Origin of the sequence: Streptococcus mitis (assembly GCF_000960005.1) — a bacterium.
Classification (GTDB): domain Bacteria; phylum Bacillota; class Bacilli; order Lactobacillales; family Streptococcaceae; genus Streptococcus; species Streptococcus mitis_CK.
In genome coordinates this window covers 806,943-825,041 of record NZ_JYGP01000002.1, presented here as the reverse complement: position 1 = coordinate 825,041, position 18,099 = coordinate 806,943, and the positions used below count along the sequence as shown (strand labels likewise).

Annotated in this window: 17 protein-coding genes; 16 read left to right on the top strand and 1 reads right to left on the bottom strand. The window is 39.8% G+C overall.

All coding sequences use genetic code 11. The features are described 5' to 3' along the window. Positions 1-85: 85 nt before the first annotated feature. The 10 genes from guaA to TZ90_RS05400 all read left to right on the top strand — a co-directional run bounded on the left by guaA (position 86) and on the right by TZ90_RS05400 (position 10,028). Positions 86-1,648 carry a glutamine-hydrolyzing GMP synthase gene (gene guaA, locus TZ90_RS05445; RefSeq protein WP_045611885.1) on the top strand — a complete coding sequence of 521 codons (1,563 nt, stop codon included), beginning with the start codon at positions 86-88 and terminating at the stop codon, positions 1,646-1,648. Positions 1,649-2,005: 357 nt separating this feature from the next. Then, positions 2,006-3,292 (top strand): peptidase U32 family protein, encoded by a 1,287-nt coding sequence (locus tag TZ90_RS05440; RefSeq protein ID WP_000169064.1) that lies wholly within the window; start codon positions 2,006-2,008, stop codon positions 3,290-3,292. Positions 3,293-3,596: 304 nt separating this feature from the next. Beyond that, positions 3,597-3,797 (top strand): F0F1 ATP synthase subunit C, encoded by a 201-nt coding sequence (locus TZ90_RS05435; protein ID WP_001054559.1) that lies wholly within the window; start codon positions 3,597-3,599, stop codon positions 3,795-3,797. Between the two features lie 32 nt (positions 3,798-3,829). Then, the gene (gene atpB, locus TZ90_RS05430) at positions 3,830-4,543 is read left to right on the top strand and encodes a F0F1 ATP synthase subunit A (protein WP_000392860.1); all 714 of its coding nucleotides are present in this window, start codon (positions 3,830-3,832) and stop codon (positions 4,541-4,543) included. 13 nt (positions 4,544-4,556) lie between these two features. Continuing rightward, complete coding sequence (gene atpF, locus TZ90_RS05425) at positions 4,557-5,051, top strand: F0F1 ATP synthase subunit B (protein ID WP_000558547.1); 495 nt, start codon at positions 4,557-4,559, stop codon at positions 5,049-5,051. Continuing rightward, complete coding sequence (locus TZ90_RS05420; protein ID WP_000359030.1) at positions 5,051-5,587, top strand: F0F1 ATP synthase subunit delta; 537 nt, start codon at positions 5,051-5,053, stop codon at positions 5,585-5,587. Before atpF ends, TZ90_RS05420 begins: the two co-directional genes overlap by 1 nt. A gap of 14 nt (positions 5,588-5,601) precedes the next feature. Further along, positions 5,602-7,107 (top strand): F0F1 ATP synthase subunit alpha, encoded by a 1,506-nt coding sequence (gene atpA / locus TZ90_RS05415; RefSeq protein WP_045611882.1) that lies wholly within the window; start codon positions 5,602-5,604, stop codon positions 7,105-7,107. 15 nt (positions 7,108-7,122) lie between these two features. After that, positions 7,123-8,001: a F0F1 ATP synthase subunit gamma gene (locus TZ90_RS05410; protein WP_000301216.1), complete on the top strand. Its 879-nt coding sequence runs from the start codon at positions 7,123-7,125 to the stop codon at positions 7,999-8,001. Between the two features lie 190 nt (positions 8,002-8,191). Beyond that, positions 8,192-9,598, top strand: coding sequence for a F0F1 ATP synthase subunit beta (atpD, locus tag TZ90_RS05405; RefSeq protein WP_000094357.1), 1,407 nt, complete (start codon positions 8,192-8,194; stop codon positions 9,596-9,598). A gap of 10 nt (positions 9,599-9,608) precedes the next feature. Further along, the gene (locus TZ90_RS05400) at positions 9,609-10,028 is read left to right on the top strand and encodes a F0F1 ATP synthase subunit epsilon (RefSeq protein ID WP_045611880.1); all 420 of its coding nucleotides are present in this window, start codon (positions 9,609-9,611) and stop codon (positions 10,026-10,028) included. Between the two features lie 43 nt (positions 10,029-10,071). On the opposite strand, the gene TZ90_RS05395 is transcribed toward TZ90_RS05400, so the two are convergent. Continuing rightward, entirely contained in the window at positions 10,072-11,085 is a 1,014-nt protein-coding gene (locus tag TZ90_RS05395) for a lactonase family protein (protein WP_045611878.1), read from the bottom strand. Between the two features lie 176 nt (positions 11,086-11,261). Between TZ90_RS05395 and TZ90_RS05390 the strand changes: the two genes are divergently transcribed. The 6 genes from TZ90_RS05390 (at position 11,262) to TZ90_RS05365 (ending at position 18,052) form a co-directional block, all read left to right on the top strand. Then, the gene (locus tag TZ90_RS05390) at positions 11,262-13,280 is read left to right on the top strand and encodes a peptide ABC transporter substrate-binding protein (RefSeq protein WP_045611876.1); all 2,019 of its coding nucleotides are present in this window, start codon (positions 11,262-11,264) and stop codon (positions 13,278-13,280) included. A gap of 117 nt (positions 13,281-13,397) precedes the next feature. After that, entirely contained in the window at positions 13,398-14,564 is a 1,167-nt protein-coding gene (locus TZ90_RS05385; protein WP_045611875.1) for an AI-2E family transporter, read from the top strand. After that, positions 14,554-15,783: a tetratricopeptide repeat protein gene (locus TZ90_RS05380; protein WP_045611873.1), complete on the top strand. Its 1,230-nt coding sequence runs from the start codon at positions 14,554-14,556 to the stop codon at positions 15,781-15,783. The genes TZ90_RS05385 and TZ90_RS05380 overlap by 11 nt, the downstream gene beginning before the upstream one ends. 139 nt (positions 15,784-15,922) lie before the next feature. Then, a complete protein-coding gene (locus TZ90_RS05375) occupies positions 15,923-16,564 on the top strand; it encodes an amino acid ABC transporter permease (RefSeq protein WP_045611872.1) in 642 nt (213 codons plus the stop codon). Between the two features lie 9 nt (positions 16,565-16,573). Beyond that, entirely contained in the window at positions 16,574-17,203 is a 630-nt protein-coding gene (locus TZ90_RS05370) for an amino acid ABC transporter ATP-binding protein (protein WP_045611870.1), read from the top strand. A 9-nt stretch (positions 17,204-17,212) separates the two neighbouring features. Then, positions 17,213-18,052 (top strand): amino acid ABC transporter substrate-binding protein, encoded by an 840-nt coding sequence (locus TZ90_RS05365; protein WP_045611868.1) that lies wholly within the window; start codon positions 17,213-17,215, stop codon positions 18,050-18,052. The last annotated feature ends 47 nt before the right edge of the window (positions 18,053-18,099 follow it).

The window sequence follows — 18,099 nt, the reverse complement described above, 5'->3', positions numbered from 1 at the left end:
CAAACTTCGCCTTGTTTAGTTGGTAATTCACTAGTATTTGTGATAGAATATTGAAAAAAGATATTTCTTTTGAGAAAGGAAAAAGATGAGCAACATTTCAACTGATTTGCAAGATGTAGAAAAAATCATCGTGCTGGACTATGGTAGCCAGTACAACCAGCTGATTTCACGCCGTATCCGTGAGATTGGTGTTTTTTCAGAACTAAAAAGCCATAAAATTTCAGCTGCTGAAGTTCGTGAAATCAATCCTGTAGGAATTATCCTATCAGGTGGTCCAAACTCTGTATACGAAGATGGTTCATTTGATATTGACCCAGAAATCTTCGAACTCGGAATTCCTATTTTGGGAATTTGTTACGGTATGCAGTTATTGACCCATAAACTTGGAGGAAAAGTTGTCCCTGCAGGTGACGCTGGAAATCGTGAATACGGTCAATCAACACTAACTCACACACCATCAGCGCTTTTTGAATCAACACCTGATGAACAGACTGTTTTGATGAGCCATGGTGATGCGGTTACTGAAATTCCTGCTGACTTTGTTCGTACAGGTACATCAGCTGACTGCCCTTATGCAGCCATCGAAAACCCAGATAAACACATTTACGGTATCCAATTCCACCCAGAAGTTCGTCATTCTGTATACGGAAATGATATCCTTCGTAACTTTGCTCTTAACATCTGTAAAGCTAAAGGCGACTGGACAATGGATAACTTCATCGATATGCAGATCCAAAAAATACGTGAAACCGTCGGTGATAAACGTGTCCTTCTTGGCCTTTCAGGTGGGGTTGACTCATCTGTCGTTGGAGTTCTTCTCCAAAAGGCTATTGGCGATCAATTGATCTGTATCTTCGTAGACCACGGTCTTCTTCGTAAAGGAGAAGCGGACCAAGTTATGGAAATGCTTGGTGGTAAGTTTGGTTTGAATATCGTCAAAGCAGACGCTGCTAAACGTTTCCTTGATAAACTTGCTGGCGTTTCTGACCCAGAACAAAAACGTAAAATCATCGGTAACGAATTTGTGTATGTCTTTGATGATGAAGCAAGCAAGCTCAAAGATGTGAAATTCCTTGCTCAAGGTACCTTATACACAGACGTTATCGAGTCTGGTACGGATACAGCTCAAACTATCAAGTCACACCACAACGTGGGTGGTCTTCCAGAAGACATGCAATTTGAATTGATCGAACCACTCAACACTCTCTATAAAGATGAAGTTCGTGCCCTTGGTACAGAGCTTGGTATGCCAGACCATATCGTATGGCGCCAACCATTCCCAGGACCAGGACTTGCTATCCGTGTCATGGGAGAAATTACTGAAGAAAAACTTGAAACAGTTCGTGAGTCAGACGCTATCCTTCGTGAAGAAATTGCTAAAGCTGGTCTTGATCGCGATATCTGGCAATACTTCACAGTTAATACAGGCGTTCGTTCAGTTGGTGTTATGGGTGACGGTCGTACATATGACTACACGATTGCAATCCGTGCTATCACCTCTATCGATGGTATGACTGCTGATTTTGCTAAGATTCCTTGGGAAGTGCTTCAAAAAATCTCAGTACGTATCGTAAACGAAGTGGACCACGTTAACCGTATCGTCTACGACATTACAAGTAAACCACCTGCAACAGTAGAGTGGGAGTAGTCATCTAAGGACTAATTTATGTAGTGTAATTAGCCAGTATCTTTGGATACTGGTTTTTACTTTTCTAGACTTTTTGGCTACTTGTTAAAACTGGGTTAATTTTCGACAGTTTATCAGTCATTATGCAAATCATATACTCAATGAAAATCAAAGAGCAAACTAGAAAGCTAGACGCAGGTTTCTCAAAATACTGTTTTGAGATTGCAGATGGAAGCTGACGTGGTTTGCAGAGATTTTCGAAGAGTATTAAAAGATTAGAATTGTCAAAACAATCTGTCTAGGCTTGATTTTATCACTTATTTACTATAAAATGAGAAGGAAAAACGTCAAACTTTTATATTGCAAATAGGAGAAAACATGACAAAAACATTAAAACGTCCTGAGGTTTTATCACCTGCAGGGACTTTAGAGAAGCTAAAAGTAGCTGTTCAGTATGGAGCAGATGCTGTCTTTATCGGTGGTCAGGCCTATGGTCTTCGTAGCCGTGCCGGAAACTTTACTTTCGAACAGATGGAAGAAGGTGTCCAGTTTGCGGCCAAGTATGGTGCTAAGGTTTATGTGGCTGCCAACATGGTTATGCATGAAGGAAATGAAGCTGGTGCTGGTGAGTGGTTCCGTAAACTACGTGATATCGGCATTGCGGCAGTTATCGTGTCTGATCCAGCCTTGATTATGATTGCGGCTACAGAAGCACCAGGTCTTGAAATCCACCTCTCTACCCAAGCAAGTGCCACAAACTATGAAACTCTTGAGTTTTGGAAGGAACTGGGCTTAACTCGTGTCGTTTTGGCGCGTGAGGTTTCAATGGAAGAATTGGCAGAAATCCGCAAACGTACAGATGTTGAGATTGAAGCCTTTGTCCACGGAGCCATGTGCATTTCTTACTCTGGTCGTTGTACTCTTTCAAACCATATGAGTATGCGTGATGCTAACCGTGGCGGTTGCTCTCAGTCTTGCCGTTGGAAGTATGATCTTTACGATATGCCATTTGGGAAAGAACGCAAGAGTTTGAAAGGGGAAATCCCAGAAGAATTTTCTATGTCAGCCGTTGACATGTCTATGATTGACCATATCCCAGATATGATTGAAAACGGTGTGGACAGTCTGAAGATCGAAGGACGTATGAAGTCTATTCACTATGTTTCAACAGTAACCAACTGCTACAAGGCAGCTGTTGATGCTTATCTAGAAAGTCCAGAGAAGTTTGAAGCTATTAAGCAGGACTTGATTGATGAGATGTGGAAGGTTGCCCAACGTGAATTGGCAACAGGATTCTACTATGGTACACCATCTGAAAATGAGCAGTTGTTTGGTGCTCGTCGTAAAATTCCTGAGTACAAGTTTGTTGCTGAAGTCGTTTCTTATGATGATGCGACACAAACAGCAACTATTCGTCAACGGAACGTTATTAACGAAGGCGACCAAGTTGAGTTTTATGGCCCATGTTTCCGTCATTTTGAAACGTATATCGAAGATTTGCATGATGCCAAAGGCAATAAAATCGACCGCGCTCCAAATCCGATGGAACTCTTGACAATCAAAGTCCCACAACCTGTTCAAGCAGGAGACATGGTTCGTGCATTAAAAGAAGGACTCATCAATCTCTATAAGGAAGATGGAACCAGCGTCACAGTTCGTGCTTAATAAACATGTAGGAAACGAAAGATTTCCTTTTAATCCTACTTACTAAAAGAGCATTAGGTTAAAGAAAATATATTAATTTCCATCCGAGATTTCATCTCGGATTTTTTCAATATTTTTCAGAAATGTCTAGATAATGGTCGGATTTATTACAAGTTTTTTACAAAGTTTTCTATACAATATGCTTAAAAATAGTAAAATTGTAAATAATTTTCATTAAACGCTTTCAATGTTAGTAAAAAGTTGACAAATCCAATTTTTAGGACTAAACTAAGTAAGTAAATTTTAATTAAAAGGAGAATTCGTCATGAATTTAACATTTTTTGGTCTATGTCTTGCCTGTATGGGTGTATCTCTTGGTGAGGGTATGTTGATGAATGGTTTGTTGAAATCAGTTGCTCGCCAACCAGATATTATCGCTGAGTTTCGTAGCTTGATGTTTTTAGGGGTTGCCTTTATTGAAGGAACTTTCTTCGTAACTCTTGTCTTCTCATTTATTATTAAATAACGAAATATAAATTGGAGAAGGGAGAATGTTAGATGGAAGAAAGTATCAATCCAACCATCAATATTGGTCCTGTTACCTTTGATTTAACTTTGACAGCCTTGACTTTGCTGTCTGTGTTTCTGATTTTTGCATTTATCTATTGGGCAAGTCGTAATATGACCTTGAAACCCAAAGGTAAACAAAATGTACTAGAGTATCTCTATGATTTTGTAATTGGATTTACAGAACCTAACCTTGGTTCCCACTACATAAAAGATTACTCACTCTTTTACTTATGTTTATTTCTTTTTATGGTCATTGCTAATAATCTTGGTTTGATGGCTAAACTTCAAACAACAGATGGGACAAACCTTTGGACATCGCCAACTGCAAATCTTTCATTTGACCTTGTCTTGTCTTTCTGTATTATTGTGATGGCGCATATTGAGGGGATTCGTCGTCGTGGGATTAAACAATACCTAAAAGGTTTTGTAACTCCTGCATTTATGACACCGATGAATCTACTTGAAGAAGTCACGAATTTCCTTTCTCTTGCTTTGCGGATTTTTGGGAATATCTTTGCAGGTGAAGTAATGACAAGCTTGCTTCTCTTACTTTCACATCAGGCTATTTTTTGGTATCCAATCGCATTTGGGACAAACTTAGTTTGGACTGCATTTTCCGTGTTCATTTCTTGTGTACAGGCCTATGTCTTTACACTATTATCCTCTATGTACCTAGGAAATAAAATTAATGATGAAGAGTAGAAAGGAGTAACTGATGCACGTAACAGTAGGTGAATTAATTGGTAATTTTATTTTAATCGCTGGCTCTTTTATCCTTTTGCTAGTCTTGATTAAAAAATTTGCATGGTCTAATATTACAGGCATTTTCGAAGAAAGAGCTGAAAAAATTGCTTCAGATATTGATAGAGCTGAAGAAGCCCGTCAAAAAGCGGAAATATTGGCTCAAAAACGCGAAGATGAATTGGCTGGTAGCCGTAAAGAAGCTAAGACAATCATTGAGAATGCGAGAGAAACAGCTGAGAAAAGTAAGGCTAGTATTTTAGCAGATGCTAAACTAGAAGCAGGACGCTTAAAAGAAAAAGCAAACCAAGAAATTGCTCAAAACAAAGCTGAAGCTTTACAAAGCGTTAAGGGTGAGGTAGCAGATTTGACAATCAGCTTGGCTGGTAAAATCATCTCACAAAACCTTGATGGTCATGCCCATAAAGAACTCATTGATCAGTATATCGATCAGCTAGGAGAAGCTTAATGGACAAGAAAACAGTAAAGGTAATTGAAAAATACAGCATGCCTTTTGTCCAATTGGTACTTGAAAAAGGAGAAGAAGACCGTATTTTTTCAGACTTGACTCAAATCAAGCAAGTTGCTGAAGAAACAGGTTTACCTTCTTTTTTAAAAAAAGTGGCAGTAGACGAGTCTGACAAGGAAAAAACGATTGCGTTCTTCCAAGACTCAGTGTCACCTTTATTGCAAAACTTTATCCAGGTTCTTATCTACAATCACAGAGCAAATCTTTTTTATGATATTCTTGTAGATTGCTTGAACCGACTTGAAAAAGAAACAAATCGATTTGAAGTGACGATTACGTCAGCTCATCCTTTAACTGATGAACAGAAGAGTCGCTTGCTCCCTTTGATTGAGAAAAAAATGTCTCTTAAAGTAAGGAGTGTAAAAGAAGAAATCGATGAAAGTCTTATTGGTGGTTTTGTCATTTTTGCCAATCACAAGACAATTGATGTGAGTATTAAACAACAACTTAAAGTTGTTAAAGAAAATTTGAAATAGAAAGTGGTGTTCTTTTGGCAATTAACGCACAAGAAATCAGCGCTTTAATTAAGCAACAAATTGAAAATTTCAAACCCAATTTTGATGTGACTGAAACAGGTGTTGTAACCTATATCGGGGACGGTATCGCGCGTGCTCACGGCCTTGAAAATGCCATGAGTGGAGAGTTGTTGATTTTTGAAAACGGCTCTTATGGGATGGCTCAAAACTTGGAGTCAACAGACGTCGGTATTATCATCCTAGGTGACTTTACTGATATCCGTGAAGGCGATACAATTCACCGTACAGGTAAAATCATGGAAGTCCCAGTAGGTGAAAGTCTGATTGGTCGTGTTGTGGATCCGCTTGGTCGTCCAGTTGACGGTCTTGGAGAAATCCACACTGATAAAACTCGTCCAGTAGAAGCACCAGCCCCTGGTGTCATGCAACGTAAGTCTGTATCAGAACCATTGCAGACTGGTTTGAAAGCTATTGACGCCCTTGTACCGATTGGTCGTGGTCAACGTGAGTTGATTATCGGTGACCGTCAGACAGGGAAAACAACCATTGCGATTGATACAATCTTGAACCAAAAAGGTCAAGATATGATCTGTATCTACGTAGCGATTGGACAAAAAGAATCAACAGTTCGTACGCAAGTAGAAACACTACGTCAGTACGGTGCCTTGGATTACACAATCGTTGTGACAGCTTCTGCTTCACAACCATCTCCATTGCTTTTCCTAGCTCCTTATGCTGGGGTTGCTATGGCGGAAGAATTTATGTACCAAGGGAAGCATGTTTTGATCGTTTATGATGATCTTTCAAAACAAGCGGTAGCTTATCGTGAACTGTCTCTCTTGCTTCGTCGTCCTCCAGGTCGTGAAGCTTTCCCAGGGGATGTTTTCTACCTTCACAGCCGTTTGCTTGAGCGCTCAGCTAAAGTTTCTGATGAACTTGGTGGTGGATCTATTACAGCCCTACCGTTTATCGAGACACAAGCAGGAGATATCTCTGCCTATATCGCAACCAACGTGATTTCAATCACTGATGGACAAATCTTCCTTGGTGATGGTCTCTTCAATGCGGGTATTCGTCCAGCCATTGACGCGGGTTCATCTGTATCTCGTGTAGGTGGTTCTGCACAAATTAAAGCCATGAAAAAGGTTGCTGGTACACTTCGTATCGACCTTGCTTCATACCGTGAGTTGGAAGCCTTCACTAAGTTTGGTTCTGACTTGGACGCAGCAACACAGGCTAAGTTGAACCGTGGACGTCGTACAGTTGAAGTCTTGAAACAACCTGTTCACAAACCATTGCCTGTTGAGAAACAAGTAACCATTCTCTATGCTTTGACACACGGTTTCTTGGATACTGTTCCAGTAGATGACATTGTTCGTTTCGAGGAAGAGTTCCATGCCTTCTTTGATGCTCAACATCCAGAGATTTTGGAAACCATTCGTGATACAAAAGACTTGCCAGAAGAAGCAGTCTTGGATGCTGCGATTACAGAGTTTCTCAATCAAACCAGCTTCCAATAAGAATAGAGGTGTCAGATGGCAGTATCTCTAAATGATATTAAAACAAAAATCGCTTCAACAAAAAATACGAGTCAAATCACTAATGCTATGCAAATGGTATCAGCTGCTAAGCTTGGTCGCTCTGAAGAAGCTGCTCGCAACTTCCAAGTTTACGCTCAGAAAGTCCGCAAACTCTTGACAGATATCCTCCATGGTAATGGAGCTGGTGGTTCAACCAATCCGATGTTGATTAGCCGTCCTGTGAAGAAGACAGGCTATATCGTCATCACTTCAGACCGCGGTTTGGTTGGAGGTTATAATTCTTCTATTCTGAAAGCCGTTATGGAGTTGAAAGAAGAATACCATCCAGACGGTAAAGGTTTTGAAATGATCTGTATTGGTGGAATGGGAGCTGATTTCTTTAAGGCTCGCGGTATTCAACCACTTTATGAATTACGTGGCTTGGCGGATCAGCCTAGCTTTGATGAAGTTCGTAAGATTATTTCAAAAACAGTTGAAATGTACCAAAATGAACTTTTTGATGAGCTCTATGTTTGCTACAACCACCATGTCAATACGCTAACTAGTCAAATGCGTGTGGAACAAATGCTTCCGATTGTTGACTTGGATCCAAATGAAGCGGATGAAGACTACAGCTTAACTTTTGAATTGGAAACCAGCCGAGAAGAAATTTTGGAGCAGTTGTTGCCTCAGTTTGCAGAAAGTATGATTTACGGGGCTATTATCGATGCCAAGACAGCTGAAAATGCTGCTGGTATGACAGCCATGCAAACAGCGACAGATAATGCTAAGAAAGTCATTAATGATTTGACAATTCAGTATAACCGTGCCAGACAGGCGGCGATTACACAAGAAATTACAGAAATCGTAGCAGGAGCTAGTGCCTTAGAATAGGCTCTAGTCCAGCTCGTATGAAAATGAACTTATACTCAATGAAAATCAAAGAGCAAACTAGGAAGCTAGCCGCAGGCTGTACTTGAGTACGGTAAGGCGACGCTGACGTGGTTTGAAGAGATTTGCGAAGAGTATTAGGACCTAGTTGAGCTAGGAACTGACAGTATCTTATATAGAATAGGAGAAGGAGATGAGTTCAGGTAAAATTGCTCAGGTTATCGGTCCCGTTGTAGACGTCTTGTTTGCAGCAGGGGAAAAACTTCCTGAGATTAACAATGCACTTGTCGTCTACAAAAATGACGAAAGAAAAACAAAAATCGTCCTTGAAGTAGCCTTAGAGTTGGGAGATGGTATGGTTCGTACTATCGCCATGGAATCAACAGATGGTTTGACTCGTGGAATGGAAGTATTGGACACAGGTCGTCCAATCTCTGTACCAGTAGGTAAAGAAACTTTGGGACGTGTCTTCAATGTTTTGGGAGATACCATTGACTTGGAAGCTCCTTTTACAGAAGACGCAGAGCGTCAGCCGATTCATAAAAAAGCTCCAACTTTTGATGAGTTGTCTACCTCTTCTGAAATCCTTGAAACAGGGATTAAGGTTATCGACCTTCTTGCCCCTTACCTAAAAGGTGGTAAGGTTGGACTTTTCGGTGGTGCCGGGGTTGGTAAAACCGTCTTAATCCAAGAATTGATTCACAACATTGCCCAAGAACACGGTGGTATTTCAGTATTTACCGGTGTTGGGGAACGTACTCGTGAGGGGAATGACCTTTACTGGGAAATGAAAGAATCAGGCGTTATCGAGAAAACAGCCATGGTATTTGGTCAGATGAATGAGCCACCAGGAGCACGTATGCGTGTTGCTCTTACTGGTTTGACAATTGCTGAATATTTCCGTGATGTGGAAGGCCAAGACGTGCTTCTCTTTATCGATAATATCTTCCGTTTCACTCAGGCTGGTTCAGAAGTATCTGCCCTTTTGGGTCGTATGCCATCAGCTGTTGGTTACCAACCAACACTTGCTACGGAAATGGGTCAATTGCAAGAGCGTATCACATCAACCAAGAAGGGTTCTGTAACCTCTATCCAGGCTATCTATGTGCCAGCGGATGACTATACTGACCCAGCACCAGCAACAGCCTTCGCTCACTTGGACTCAACAACTAACTTGGAACGTAAGTTGGTACAATTGGGTATCTACCCAGCCGTTGACCCACTTGCTTCAAGCTCACGTGCCTTGGCACCTGAAATCGTTGGAGAAGAGCACTATGCAGTTGCTGCTGAAGTAAAACGTGTTCTTCAACGTTACCATGAATTGCAAGATATCATTGCTATCCTTGGTATGGATGAGCTTTCTGATGAAGAAAAGACCTTGGTTGCTCGTGCCCGTCGTATCCAGTTCTTCTTGTCACAAAACTTCAACGTTGCGGAACAATTTACTGGTCAGCCTGGTTCTTATGTTCCAGTAGCTGAAACTGTTCGTGGCTTTAAGGAAATCCTTGATGGTAAACACGACCACTTGCCAGAAGATGCCTTCCGTGGTGTAGGTTCTATCGAAGATGTGATTGCAAAAGCTGAAAAAATGGGATTTTAAGAGGTGATCTATGGCTCAGTTAACTGTCCAGATCGTGACACCAGATGGTCTCGTCTATGATCACCATGCCAGCTATGTATCGGTTCGAACTCTGGATGGTGAGATGGGGATCTTGCCACGACATGAAAATATGATTGCGGTTTTAGCAGTTGATGAAGTAAAGGTAAAACGTATTGATGATGAAGATCACGTGAACTGGATTGCAGTAAACGGAGGCGTTATTGAAATTGCCAATAATACCATCACAATCGTTGCTGATTCTGCAGAACGTGCTCGTGATATCGACGTTAGTCGTGCAGAACGTGCCAAACTTCGAGCAGAGCGTGAAATTGAAGAAGCACAAGACAAACACTTGATTGACCAAGAACGTCGTGCTAAGATTGCTTTGCAACGTGCTATTAATCGTATCAATGTCGGAAAAAGACTATAAGAAAAAATGAACTTGAGTTACCAAGTTCATTTTTTATGTTTTCTTAAGGAGCAAAACTGATGCAGACCGCTTCTGGAACATGGAAGTCGTTGGAAAGTTCTGCTAGACGACCAGTTTCAGGATTGCGTTTAAAGACGGTTGCATTGTCAGAGTCTTGATGGATAGCAATGACAAATTCTTGGTCTGGTGTCAAATTAAAATCACGTGGAGTCTTACCATGCGTTGGAACGATTTCTAATAACTCTAAGCTACCGTCCGCAAGAATTGTATATACTACGATAGAATCATGACCACGGTTAGAAGCGTAGAGGTATTTACCATCTTTAGAGAGACGAATAGCAGCAGTTCCATTAAATCCTTCGTAACCGTCTGGTAGAGTTGAAATGACTTGCATGCGTTCAAATTCACCAACACCATCGTAGATTAGAACCTCGATAGTGCTATTGAGTTCACAAATGAGATAAGCGATTTTATAATGGTTATGAAAAATAATATGGCGTGAGCCTGCTCCTGGCTGGCTATGATAGGTATAGAGCTTAGATAATTTTCCTTCTGAATCAAGATCATAAGTAATTACTTGGTCAGTACCCAAGTCGCAGGTCACTAGATAGTGGTCAGGTGTTAAATCTGTATAGTGAACATGTGGAGAAGCTTGATTTTCATGTGGACCTTGGCCACTGTGTTGATCAACATCACTAAGTAGAAGACGACCATCTTCCTGACGTTTATAAACAAGGACCTGTCCCTTGTGGTAATTTGCCGCGTAAACCAAATCACGCTTTTCATCAACGGCAACATAACAGTGGGGGGCTCCCTCTTCAACGACGTGATTTAATAAGTTACCATTAGTTTGATAGGCTGCAATTCCCCCCTTATCGTCTTGACTACCAACAGTGTATAAATGTTGGTGCTGGTCAAAGGCAAGGTAGGTTGGACTTGGCTCAGTAGCAAAAAGTTCTAGATTTGAAAGCTGACCAGTTTCTGTATCGAAGTCTGCCTTGTAAATCCCTTGGGAAGTACGACGTGTATAAGTTCCAAAATAAACAGTTTCTTTCATAACTTTACCTCTATATAAAGATAAGACTATTATATCACAAAAATGCTACTATGAAGAAATCAAGATTAGCAAGAGCTTTACCTAATTCTTTTGATGATAATATTAGAAATGTTTTCATTGATTTACTTAATAAAAGTGCTATAATAATCTTATACAAATTGCAAAGGAGTTTGTTTATGAAAAAACGTGTTTTCTTAGCAGCAGGAGTTGCTGTACTCTCGGCAGCAGTGCTAGTAGCGTGTTCATCTGGTAATGGTAATAAAGAAGCAACTAAAGAAGCAACTAAAGAAGCAACTAAACAAGCAACTAAACCAGTTACTTATGCCTATGTATTCTCATCAGATCCTGTTACTTTGGATTATACAGTTTCTGGTAATGTCGGCACTAAACAGATTACAGGTAATGTTATTGATGGATTACTAGAAAATGATCAATATGGGAATCTGGTCCCATCAGTTGCAGAAGATTGGACTGTTTCCAAAGATGGTTTGACCTATACCTATAAAATCCGTCAGGGTGTCAAGTGGTATACCAATGAGGGAGAGGAGTATGGTGAAGTTAAGGCTCAGGATTTTGTAACTGGTCTTAAGCATGCAGCTGATAAGAAATCAGAGGCTCTCTATTTGGTACAGGATTCTATCAAAGGATTGGATGACTATGTAAATGGGAAAACAACAGATTTCTCAACCGTAGGTGTGAAAGCAACAGATGATTATACTGTTGTTTATACTTTGAACCATCCAGAATCTTTCTGGAATTCAAAAACAACAATGGGAGTCCTTGCTCCCGTGAGTGGAGATTTTTTGGCATCTAAAGGAGATGATTTTGGTAAGGCCACTGATGTAACGAGTATACTATACAATGGGGCATATCTTCTTAAGGGGCTTACTTCGAAATCTTCTATCGAAATGACCAAAAACCAAAATTACTGGGATAAGCAAAATGTCTTTATTGATGATATCAAGTTATCATTCTTTGATGGTCAAGATGCAGACTCTCTAGGACGTGGTTTTGATGAGGGACATTATCCAGCTGCTCCACTCTTTAAAAACTCTGCCAACTATGAACGTCTAAAAGAAAAATACAAGGATAATATTGTATATGGTCAACAAAGAGGTGGCGTCTTCTATATGTCTACTAATATTGATCGTGTGTCATACAATCATACTGCTAAAACAAGTGATGTAGAAAAATCCTCTACTAAGAAAGCACTTTTAAACAAAGATTTCCGTCAAGCCTTGGCATTTGCTGCAGATCGTAAAGCAGCTGTTTCTCAGGTGTTTGGGGATGAAGTGGCGCCTCGTAAATTACGTACAAGTTTCACTCCTCCAACATTTGTACAAGTTGGAGACCAATCGTTTGGTCAAGTAACAAAGATAGAATTGGATAAATTGGATAATGTCTGGAAAGATGTCAGTCTTGATGATGCGCAAGATTCACTTCATAACGTAGACAAGGCTAAAGCTAAGTTTGAATCTGCTAAGAAAACTCTTCAAGCTGATGGAGTACAGTTCCCAATTCATTTAGATCTTCCAGTTTCATCTACTCAGACAGATTTTATCCATCAAGCTCAGTCTTATAAACAATCCATTGAAGAAGCCTTGGGCTCTGAAAATGTAGTTGTTGACATTCAACAGGTTTCTGATGATGAATTGGGAAACATGACTGTTCTAGCAACATCAAATAATAATGTTGATTGGGACATTAATGTTAATAGTGGTTGGAGTCCGGATTATGCAGATCCATCAACTTATCTAGATGTATTTGATCCAACTTCAGGTCCAAGTCTCCTCGGCTCTCTTGGTGTAGCACCAGGAACAGACAATCCAGTTATTAAAACAGTTGGATTGGATAAATACAAAGAATTGATTGATGATGCAAATAGTGAGAAAACAAATCTTGAAAAACGATATTCTAAATATGCAAAAGCTCAAGCTTGGTTAACAGACAGTGCCTTGGTTATTCCTGTACACTCAGACGGTGCCCAAATGTTAGTAACGAAGAAAGTACTAGGTAGTGGTGCTGATGGTTGGATTGGTGACAAAACAGGAGATAACAGTTATAAATATCTTAAACTCCAAGATAAGATTGTCACTTCCAAAGAAATGGATGAGTTCCGCAAGAAATTTGCTGATGAAAAAGGCAAATCCAATGCTGATTATCAGAAGAACTTAGACCGTCATATTCAAGACTAATCGAATCTCCTCTTTTGAGGGGATTTTTTATGTCGCTGTCTCCATGTAAGCACTTTAAAAAAGAGTTATTTTGATTTAAAAATGGTATAATGAGAGAACAATAGAAAGGAAGTATTTATGGAGCAAAAAGAGAAACATTTTAGCTTATCTTGGTTTTTCAAGTGGTTTTTAGATAACAAGGCAATTACGGTATTTTTGGTAACCTTATTATTGGGACTGAATCTTTTTATTTTAAGTAAGATTAGTTTTCTATTTTCACCTGTTTTAGATTTCTTGGCAGTTGTGATGTTGCCAGTCATTCTATCTGGTTTGCTATATTATTTATTAAATCCTATTGTTGATTGGATGGAGAAGCATAAGGTTAATCGTGTTATAGCTATCACTATTGTCTTTGTCATCATCGCTCTCTTTATCATTTGGGGTTTGGCAGTAGCTATTCCAAATCTACAACGTCAGGTTTTAAGTTTTGCGAGGAATGTTCCAGTCTACCTTGAAGATGCTGATAGAGTTATTGATGATTTGGTCACCAAGCGTTTACCAGATGATTTCAGACCTCAATTAGAACAAGTTTTGACCAATTTTTCTAGCCAGGCTACAGTTTGGGCAAGTAAAGTTTCTTCTCAGGCAGTCAACTGGGTGAGCGCCTTTATTAGCGGGGCTTCTCAAGTGATTGTTGCCTTGATTATCGTTCCTTTCATGCTCTTTTATCTCTTACGTGATGGAAAAGGACTACGTCACTATTTGACCCAATTCATGCCAACGAAATTGAAAGAACCTGTTGGACAAGTTCTATCAGATGTGAATCAGCAGTTGTCCAATTATGTTCGAGGGCAAGTAACAGTGGCGATTATTGTAGCGGTAATGTTTATGATTTTCTTCAAGATTATTGGTCTACGCTATGCAGTTACGTTGGGGGTTACTGCTGGTATTTTAAATCTGGTTCCTTATTTGGGTAGCTTCTTAGCCATGCTTCCTGCCCTAGTATTGGGCTTGATTGCTGGGCCAGTTATGCTTTTAAAAGTAGTGATTGTCTTTATCGTAGAACAAACTATTGAAGGCCGTTTTGTCTCTCCATTGATTTTGGGAAGTCAATTAAACATCCATCCCATTAATGTTCTCTTTGTTTTGTTAACTTCAGGATCCATGTTTGGTATCTGGGGAGTTTTACTCGGTATTCCAGTTTATGCCTCTGCTAAGGTTGTCATTTCAGCGATTTTCGAATGGTATAAGGTAGTTAGTGGTTTATATGAACTAGAAGGAGAGGAAGTAAAGAGTGAACAATAGTCAACAGATGTTACAGGCTTTGGAAGAGCAAGATTTAGTTAAGGCAGAACATTATTTCGTCAAAGCTTTAGAAAATGATTCAAGTGACCTTCTGTATGAGTTAGCTACTTATCTTGAAGGAATTGGTTTTTATCCTCAGGCCAAGGAAATTTACCTGAAAATTGTAGAAAATTTTCCAGAGGTTAATCTTAATCTAGCAGCTATTGCTAGCGAGGATGGTCAAATCGAAGAAGCCTTTGCTTATCTTGAGGAAATCCAAGCTAACAGTGACTGGTATGTTTCGGCTTTGGCTCTGAAAGCGGACCTTTACCAGCTGGAAGGTTTGACAGATGTGGCGCGTGAGAAATTATTGGAGGCCTTGACTTACTCAGAAGATCCTCTCTTGATATTGGGATTAGCAGAATTGGATAGTGAGTTGGAAAATTATCAAGAGGCCATTCAAGGCTATGTTCAGTTAGATAATCGCTCGATTTATGAGCAAACAGGCATTTCCACCTATCAACGGATTGGCTTTGCCTATGCCCAGTTAGGGAAATTTGAAACGGCTACAGAGTTTTTAGAAAAAGCCCTGGAGTTAGAATACGATGACCTAACAGCTTTTGAGTTGGCCAGTCTTTACTTTGATCAAGAAGAATACCAAAAGGCCGTCCTCTATTTTAAGCAGATCGATACCATTTCTCCTGACTTTGAAGGCTATGAATATGGTTATAGTCAGGCCTTGCATAAGGAACATCAGGTTCAAGAAGCCCTGCGTATTGCTAAGCAAGGTTTGGAGAAAAATCCTTTTGAAACAAGACTCTTGTTAGCAGCTTCACAATTTTCTTATGAATTACATGATGCTAGTGGTGCAGAAAATTATCTCCTTACCGCTAAAGAAGATGCTGAGGATACGGAAGAAATCATACTCCGTCTAGCTACTATTTATCTGGAGCAGGAACGCTATGAGGATATTTTAGACTTACAAAGTGATGAGCCAGAGAATCTTTTGACCAAGTGGATGATTGCTCGTTCTTATCAAGAGATGGACGATTTGGATACTGCCTACGAGCATTACCAAGAATTAGTAGGAGATTTGAAGGACAATCCAGAGTTTCTGGAACACTATATCTATCTCTTGCATGAATTGGGCTACTTTGAGGAAGCAAAAGTCAATGCCCAAGCTTACTTAAAACTAGTTCCAGATGATGTGCAAATGCAAGAACTGTATGAGAGATTGTAAGAATATATTTTTAAAAACTGTATCTAATCATTTTTGATTGATATAGTTTTTCTTTTTTAAAGAGAATTTTTTTTCAAAAAACTTGGACATTTTGTTTATTTATGCTATAATAGGAACAATTATTTTTAGGAGGTGCAGTATGTCTTATTTGTTTGAGATATTACCGAGTTTATTGAGCGGTGCAAGCATGACTTTGCAGGTTTTTGCACTGGTCTTGATTTTTTCTATTCCCTTGGGCGTTTTGATTGCCTTTGCCTTGCAAGTCCATTGGAAGCTCCTCCATTACCTGATTAACATTTATATCTGGATTATGCGTGGTACACCCTTACTCTTGCAATTAATTTTTATCTATTATGTACTTCCAAGTATTGAGATTCGTTTGGATCGCCTTCCTGCTGCAATTATTGCCTTTGTCTTGAATTATGCAGCTTACTTTGCTGAAATTTTTCGTGGAGGGATTAATACCATACCTAAAGGTCAATATGAGGCTGCTCAGGTTTTGAAGTTTAGTCCTTTTGCTACAGTGCGCTTTATTATCTTACCTCAGGTGACTAAGATTGTTCTTCCTAGTGTCTTTAATGAAGTTATGAGTTTGGTCAAGGATACGTCCTTGGTCTATGCTCTAGGAATTTCAGACCTTATCTTGGCTAGTCGAACAGCTGCTAACCGCGATGCTAGTTTGGTCCCTATGTTCTTAGCAGGAGCCATTTACTTGATTTTGATTGGGATTGTGACAATTATTTCCAAAAAAGTTGAGAAGAAGTACAGTTACTATAGATAGGAGGCTGCCATGTTAGAATTACGAAATATCAATAAAGGCTTTGGTGAAAAGCAAATTTTGTCCAATTTCAGTCTAAAAATTCCTGAAAAACAAATCTTGGCTATCGTTGGGCCTTCTGGTGGAGGTAAGACGACTCTCTTACGTATGCTTGCAGGTCTTGAAACCATTGATTCAGGGGAAATCTTTTATAATGGAGAACCTTTAGAACTGGATGAATTGGAGAAGCGGAATCTACTGGGATTTGTCTTCCAAGATTTTCAACTGTTCCCTCATTTATCAGTTCTAGATAATTTGACCTTATCTCCTGTAAAAACTATGGGAATAAGGCAGCAAGAAGCTGAGAAGAAGGCGTGTGGTCTACTGGAACAGTTGGGGCTAGCAGGACATGCAGATGCTTATCCCTTCTCACTATCTGGTGGGCAAAAGCAGCGTGTGGCCTTGGCGCGTGCTATGATGATTGACCCAGAAATTATAGGATACGATGAACCAACTTCTGCCCTGGATCCAGAATTACGCTTGGAAGTGGAAAAACTGATCTTGCAAAATAGGGAACTTGGTATGACGCAAATTGTGGTTACCCACGATTTACAATTCGCTGAAAATATCGCAGATCAGATTCTCAAGGTTGAGCCCAAGTAGGAGGTGCCGATGACTAATAAGAAAATTGCTTTAGTATTGGTTTCTCTCCTGGCTCTCTTTTTAACGGCCTGTACTCAGAAGGCTAGCGATCCAAAGCAGGATAACTGGGATAAATATCAAGAGCAGGGGACCATTACTATTGGTTTTGACAATACCTTTGTACCCATGGGTTTTGAAGAAAAGAATGGCCAATATACAGGCTTTGATATTGATTTAGCACAAGCTGTCTCTGAAAAATTAGGTTTTAAGGTTCAATTTCAGCCTATTGACTGGGATATGAAGGAGACGGAACTGCAAAATGGGACCATTGATGCCATCTGGAATGGCTATTCTGCCACTGATGAACGCCGAGAGAAAGTTGCCTTTAGCATTCCATATATGGAAAATCAGCAAGTTCTGGTTGCGAAGAAAAGCCAGCAAATTCGTTCAGTAGAGGATATGAAGGATAAGACCTTGGGAGCCCAAGCAGGTTCCTCTGGTTATTTAGACTTTGAAGCCCAGCCAGATTTACTGAAAAATCGTGTTAGAGACCAGAAAGCCAATCAATACCAGAGTTTCAATGAAGCCTTGATTGATTTGAAGAATGACAGGATTGATGCCTTGTTAATTGACCGAGTGTATGCTAATTACTATCTCCAGTCTGAGGGTATATTAAATGACTATAATGTCTTTTCAGCTGGATTTGAGAGTGAATCTTTTGCTGTAGGTGTCAGACCTGCTGACAAAAGATTACTGCAAGCTTTAAATCAATCCTTTGTTGAACTACATCAAGAAGGAAAGTTCCAAGAAATCAGCCAGAAATGGTTTGGAGAAGATGTAGCAACCAAAGAAGTGAAAAGTAGAGATTGAGTTTTTACTCAGTCTCTTTTTGCATCAAAAATCCTCTGGAAAATACC